Genomic DNA, 6352 nt, shown 5'->3' on the forward strand with positions numbered 1-6352 from the left:
CCGTGAAGCAGACCGCCGCCTCGGCTACCAAGTGATACATCCTTCGATCATGAGTGGCACTTATCATAAAGGCCACACCAGGACAGCAGGCCCGACGCGTTACGCTGATCGGGAGAGTTCGAGCCAAGGAGGCCCCGGATGGGTGTTCGGCGTTGTTGGGGTGAGTGGCACTGACTGCCGACGCCACCGCCAAACGCGGGAACGGGCGCCGCGCGCCTGACGTAGTCAAAGACCTGGTGCTGCAGGCCGCGCATCGACTCTTCTCTACGCGGGGTTACCACGGCACGAAGACCCGTCAGATCGCCGAGGAGGCCGGGGTGGGGGAGTCGGTGATTTTCCGGAACTTCGGGTCAAAGGCCGAACTCTTCGAGGCGGCGATTCTGACCCCGTTCACCGATTTCGTCGATCGATGGGCCAAGGCATGGGACGTGGGCGCCACCTCCGCCTCGGATCCGACCGAGATCGCGCATTCCTTTGTGAAGGGTTTCTACAATCTGGCTGTCGAGCACCGGGAGCTATTTCAGACACTTCTCGCCGCCCCGATCCAGGGCGGTGACCCGGCGCTGGCCGAGGTCGCCGCCCGGGTGAGTGACAAACTCGCCGACAGCCTGCGAAGCGTGCAGGATGTCTTGCTCGAGCACGGCGCGGCTCGACATTTCCGCGATGTCGATACTCCGGTGACCGTTGCGTTTTCCGTAGGGTCGGTGATGTCGCTGGTGCTGCTCGACGGCTGGCTTTTCCCGCCGAATCAGCGGCGTCCCGGCAAGGCGCGACAGATCGACGAGGCCACCCGCATGTTGCTCTACGGCGTTACGGGTGGCGCTTGACCATTGGCCAGGATCATCCGGAAGTAGTCGGCCGCGGCGTATTTTGACCAAGTGCCACAACAGGCGAGGTGCGCTCCGCTTCTTGCACTGAGAGCAGCGAGGGGATTCCGATGGCCAGGGCTGACGATGACACGTGGGACATCAGGTAGTACCTGTTCGCGCGAGCAAGTAAAGCGCCGCCTTACGCAGGGCTGGCACGTTCGCTTGTCAGTCGGCGGCTAATCCCGGCAGCAGAATGGCGACCAATCCGTTGGCGTGAGCATCGATCCATGTGGGGCTCTTCGGATCCTGGCCGGTGAGAAGGCGGACTTCGGGGGCGTTCACGTATGGTAGCGACGCCGCGCCGATGAGTACGTAGTACAGGATCTCGCTGTCGATAGGTGCAGCAACACCGGCGTCACGAAGCATCTGCCATGCCGGCCTAATGGCATCGAAGACCGGCTTCACGTGGGTCTCGGTCATCCATGTCAACCGGTCGCTGGCGGCCGTGCCCTCGTGGACCATGATCTGGTTGAGTTCGGGATGCTCGGCGGCGAATCGCACGAACCGACGAATCGCATCCGCAAATCCGGCGGCGAGTCGCGGCACATCGACCGTGGTCGGCGTCGCGGGTACGACGCCATCGAACGCCTCCCGCAAAAGCCCAAAAAGGTGATCCACCGCGGCCATCCACAGCGCCGTTTTCGTCTCGAAGTGGTAATTGATCTGCGGCTGGTGGGCCTGCACGCGCGATGCGATCGTCCGCGTCGACGCTCCGTCAAAGCCCTTGGCCCCGAACTCGATCAGGGCCGACTCCAGCAGTGCTTCGCGGATATCGGTCCTCGTCCGGCGCAGGCGCACCTTGTTCGGCGTTGAGGTCTTGCGTTCCATCGTTCGAAGTGTACTCTTATTATCACTCGATAATAACGTTGGAAGGCCACACACATGAGCACTGCTCCCGAGATCACCACCCAAGGCGAAGAGCGCGCGGTGCGTCTGTTGCCGCTGTCGAAGGATCCGTTTCAGGCGCCGACGGATCGCGACATGCTTCCGTCTGAGCGGCGGCTGTTTGTTCAGACCCACCGGACCTGCGTATTCGGCTACGGCCGCAAATCGGACGGTCCGGCGATGTCGATCGTCTACTACGTGCCCGACGAGAACGGCGACCTGCTGGTGGCGACCATGGCCGATCGGGCCAAGGCCAAAGCCGTCGCCCGCAACGGCAAAGTCAGTCTCTGTGTCCTCGACGAGACCTGGCCATTCGCCTACCTGCAGGTCTATTGCGATGCGGTGATTGACGACGACGAGGAAACCCTGATCGACGTGATGATGGCCGTGGCTGAACGCATGTCGGGCGATCCAGTATCCGCAGAGCTACGCCCCGCGGTCAAAGCTGTCGCAGAGCAGGAAGGCCGGGTGCTGGTGCGCTGTCGACCGTATGCGACGTTCGTGACGCCGCCGCGACACTTGCACAGCAACGAGCAGCAGGAACTGACCCACTGGGTTTCGGCGTCGATGCCCTGGGGCGCTCCCGACAAGCAGGCGAACTGATGGCCGACGTCACCGAGAAGTGGCGTACCGAACGCGTCACAGCTGCCCTCTACGACGCGGGCGTCAAGCACGCCAGCGTCGCGAAGCTCGGCGCCCGGGCGATGTGGGGTGCTGACCTGCGACGGATGTTCGCCGACATCGAGCGACTTGCCGACGTTCCGGCCGGCGCCACGGTCCTCGACATCCCGTGCGGGGGCGGCCTGGCCTTCCGCGGTCTGCGTACCGGTCAGGCGGTGCATTACGTCGCGGCTGACATATCTCCGTACATGCTTACCCGGGCGCGCCGGGAGGCGGGCCGACACGGCGTGCAAGACGCGATCGAGTTCGTCGAAGCGGATGTGACCGCGCTGCAGTTCGCCGACGCCAGCTTTGATCTCTGCGTCACTTATAACGGGCTGCACTGTCTGCCGGACCCGCGCGCGGCGCTGGCGGAGCTTGTTCGCGTGCTGCGACCGGGTGGGACCCTGCGCGGGACGTCATGCGTTACCGGTGGCGGTCCGCGCCAGGATGCACTGATCGCGATGAGCCGTCGCGCGGGGGTGTTCGGAAACCCTCTGCACACAGGCCAAATCGAGAAATGGCTGACGGAACTCGGCCTCGACGTAACGCTCGAGCGCAGCGGAGCAGTCGAGTTGTTCGAGGCGCGGTTGCCAATTCGAAAGGCGGATTGATGGGCGACGGTGTAACCGGGGCGCACACCGATCTGCACAGTGATCAGGGCGCTCGCCCAGGAGAGCATCCGGGGCGATCCCGTGACCCCATCATCAAGGTTCACGACATCGCCTGGTTGGAGTTCGAGAAGCCGGATCTTGTTCGGGCTGAGGCGTTTGCGCGGGCATTCGGGTTTAGCACCGTCATTCGCACGGTCGACGAGTTGTATCTGCGCGGCAGCGATGTCGGATCACCCTGTGTGCTCATCCAGCAAGGTCCTCGATCGAAATTCGTCGCAGCCGCATACACCGCCCAGGATCAGTCCGACGTGCTGCGGCTGGCCGAGGCGACCGGAACCAAAATCCGCGGGCTGCCCGAGTCGCTCGGCGGCGTCGCGGTCGACCTGGTCGATCCCAGCGGTCTGACGGTGCGTGTGGTGGCCGGCACTCATCAGCTGGCGGCCCTGCCGGCACAGGCCCCGCATCAGTACAACTTTGGGCACGAACTGCAGCGGATCAACACCACCCAACGCCCACCGCGCGAGCCGACACGGGTCCAGCGGCTCGGCCATGTGGTGTTGCAGACCACCAACTACCGCGAGGCGCTCGACTGGTACCTCGATCACCTCGGGATGATCGTCAGCGATTTCATGTACTACCCCGGGCGGCGCGACCGTGGACCGGTCATGAGCTTCATCCGCTGCGATCGCGGGCAGACTCCGGCCGATCACCACACCCTGGGGTTGGCGCTGGGCCCGGCCAACCGTTACATCCATTCCGCCTACCAAGTCAGCGACATCGACGCGATGGCCACCGGCGGCCGCTACCTCGCCGAGCTCGGTTATCACCGCTCGTGGGGAATCGGCAGGCACATCCTGGGCAGCCAGATCTTCGACTACTGGCGCGATCCCGACGGATTTCTGGTCGAGCACTTCAGCGACGGTGACATGTTCGACGGCAGCCTCGAGCCGGGGTGGGCTCCCTTCACCACCTCCGGGCTCTACCAATGGGGACCCCGGATCACCAAAGACTTCCTCGGCATCGCGCCCGGCCGCGAATCCCTGCGCGAGCTTCGCTCAGTGATCAGCGGGCTGCGCGCCGACAACGAATTCAACCTGGCCAGCCTGCGCGGCATGCTCAGCGTCGCCAATTCCTGACCCCAACCACCGACATCTCAAGGACCCCCGATGACCGTCTCGATACTGCGCACCGCCGACGCCTGGTGGGTGCACAGCCCAACCGGCGCCGCTCAAGTGATCACCACCGCCACCACCACCCGCGAGCTGCTGGCCGACCGGGCCGCCATCGAGGCCGCCGCCCACGGCAGCGACACCGTGCCGGTCGACAGCCTGCACCTGGTGTCCCCCATCACCGTGCCGTGCCGGGTGGTGGCACAACTGGCCAACTACGCCTCCCATGCCAAAGACGCCGGGCGCAACCCGGCAACCGACCCGCTCGCCTTCTTCCGCAAGGCATCCGGCTCCATCACCGGCCCGTTGGGCGACATCATCAAACCTGAGCATGTCCGGCTGCTGGACTACGAGGTCGAGATCGGTCTGGTCATCGGCCGCGATGTGCCGGTTGGCACCGCGATCACCGAGGCCAATCTTTCGGACTACATCAGCGGGCTGGTGGTGGCCAATGACGTGTCGGCACGTGACGTGCAGTTGACCAAAACACAGTTCTACGAATCGAAGTCGTATCCGACGTTCACTCCGATCGGACCCGCACTGGTACTGCTGAACGGCGACGAGCTCAAGCGCTTCGGCGACTTGCGGCTACGGCTACGGGTGAACGGCCAGATCCGCCAGAACATGCTTGTCGACGGCGACATCATCTACCGGCCCGCGCAGGCCCTGCAGGCATTGTCGCGTTTTCAACGGCTCGATGCCGGCGACCTGGTCTTGACCGGAACCCCGGTCGGCACGGCGATCAGCGCACCCCCCAAACCATTTCAAATCATCGGGTCGCTGCTGCCCGACCAGCTGAAGTGGAAGACCTTCTTCTCAACCCAAGCCAAAAACCCGAAATACCTGCGCCACGGCGACGTCGTCGAGGCCGCGGTGGCGACCGATGACGGGGCAATCGACCTCGGCGCGCAGCGCAACGTCGTCAAGTACGCATAAGAAAGGACCGATCTAATGGCGAAGTCTATAGCCGGAGAAGAGGTTTCGGTGCAATGAGTCTGAGTAGGACGTTGCGACAGAAGTTTCCATTCTTGAGGTACTCGGTCCTGCGCGGGGCTTTCGGCGGCCGGGACGTCATACGGACGGGTCAGATGGGTGACGGGCGGGAGGAGGCGACGGCCGAATATGTGATTGCCAACGCACCGGCGGGCGATGTCGACGCCGCGATCAACGCGATCGACAACTTCGCCTACGACAAGTCGATCCTGATGAACGTCGGCGACGAGAAGGGCCAGCTGCTCGACGTTGCCGTCAAGCGCGCGAATCCGAAGCTCGCTATGGAACTCGGTGCCTACTGCGGGTACAGCGGGCTGCGGATCGCCCGAGCGGCACCGGGTGCCAAGGTGTTCTCGATCGAAAAGTCCGGCGCCAACGCCTCGGTGGCCCGCCGCGTGTGGGCGCACGCCGGTCTCGGCGATCGGGTCACCTGCGTTAACGGCACCGTCGGCGACGGGACGACGCTCGAGGTTCTCACCAAGGACTACGGATTCACCGCAGGCTGTTTGGATTTCGTATTCCTCGATCACTGGAAGGACGTGTACCTCGACGACCTGCAGCGGCTCGTTGACCGGGGCTGGCTGCATCCAGGAACGATCGTCGTCGCCGACAACGTCGGCTTCCCCGGCGCACCTAAGTACCGCGCCTACATGAAGGAACAGCAAGGCAAGCGGTGGCAGACCATCGAGCACAAAACTCACGTCGAGTATCAGTCGCTACTCAAAGACCTGGTTCTGGAATCGGAGTTCCTGGGCTGAGCCGCGCCACAGGCACACCGCGAAACGACGCCAAACGACGCGAGGTGACCTGCGGAGACGCCAGCGGTGTTGATGGCATCAACACGTCATCGACACCAGGGCCTTGTTTCACACTCCCTTTGTCGTATCCGTACCAGCGTCGTTGCGCTGATGGTTACCGCGGCGACAGCCTAAGCCCGGACGTGATCGACGAATGGTGCTTGAGCGTCCGCGGACTCGACGGGCTGGCGCGAGTCAGCGCGACGCGCTAGCGGATAACCCCAGCGATGTCGCCGGACATGGCGCCCAACTGGCCCGACCACGAGCCCCAGCCGTTGTCACCACCGACCGCGATGTCGAAGTGGCCATTGTGCCCGCCGACGGTGCGGTACTGCTGGTAAAACTCCAGGTTTGATCCTGTCGCC

The 6352-nt window shown here is 63.9% G+C and carries 7 protein-coding genes and 1 pseudogene; 6 read left to right on the forward strand and 2 right to left on the reverse strand.

Annotation, left to right across the window (positions count from 1 at the left end; all coding sequences use genetic code 11):
- Positions 1-164 precede the first annotated feature (164 nt).
- Positions 165-827, forward strand: a complete 663-nt coding sequence (locus WAN02_RS02255; protein WP_422262449.1) for a TetR/AcrR family transcriptional regulator — start codon at positions 165-167, stop codon at positions 825-827.
- 207 nt (positions 828-1034) lie between these two features.
- Here WAN02_RS02255 and WAN02_RS02260 read toward each other — a convergent pair whose 3' ends face one another.
- On the reverse strand, positions 1035-1697 hold the full coding sequence (locus WAN02_RS02260) for a TetR/AcrR family transcriptional regulator (protein WP_422262451.1): 663 nt from the start codon (positions 1695-1697) through the stop codon (positions 1035-1037).
- A 54-nt stretch (positions 1698-1751) separates the two neighbouring features.
- Here WAN02_RS02260 and WAN02_RS02265 point away from each other — a divergent pair, with 54 nt between their 5' ends.
- From WAN02_RS02265 to WAN02_RS02285, 5 genes are read left to right on the forward strand one after another with little or no spacing between them, the layout of a single operon-like run.
- Positions 1752-2357 (forward strand): pyridoxamine 5'-phosphate oxidase family protein, encoded by a 606-nt coding sequence (locus tag WAN02_RS02265; protein WP_422262453.1) that lies wholly within the window; start codon positions 1752-1754, stop codon positions 2355-2357.
- Positions 2357-3028, forward strand: coding sequence for a class I SAM-dependent methyltransferase (locus WAN02_RS02270; RefSeq protein WP_422262455.1), 672 nt, complete (start codon positions 2357-2359; stop codon positions 3026-3028). The genes WAN02_RS02265 and WAN02_RS02270 overlap by 1 nt, the downstream gene beginning before the upstream one ends.
- Positions 3028-4164 (forward strand): VOC family protein, encoded by a 1137-nt coding sequence (locus tag WAN02_RS02275; RefSeq protein WP_422262456.1) that lies wholly within the window; start codon positions 3028-3030, stop codon positions 4162-4164. Before WAN02_RS02270 ends, WAN02_RS02275 begins: the two co-directional genes overlap by 1 nt.
- Before the next feature lie 30 nt (positions 4165-4194).
- On the forward strand, positions 4195-5133 hold the full coding sequence (locus WAN02_RS02280; RefSeq protein WP_422262458.1) for a fumarylacetoacetate hydrolase family protein: 939 nt from the start codon (positions 4195-4197) through the stop codon (positions 5131-5133).
- Between the two features lie 53 nt (positions 5134-5186).
- Positions 5187-5948, forward strand: a complete 762-nt coding sequence (locus tag WAN02_RS02285) for an O-methyltransferase (protein ID WP_422262460.1) — start codon at positions 5187-5189, stop codon at positions 5946-5948.
- Positions 5949-6195: 247 nt separating this feature from the next.
- On the opposite strand, the pseudogene WAN02_RS02290 reads toward WAN02_RS02285, so the two are convergent.
- Positions 6196-6352, reverse strand: a pseudogene (locus WAN02_RS02290) (hypothetical protein); the annotation flags it as partial.

This window comes from Mycobacterium sp. (assembly GCF_049281135.1).
Lineage (GTDB): Bacteria > Actinomycetota > Actinomycetes > Mycobacteriales > Mycobacteriaceae > Mycobacterium.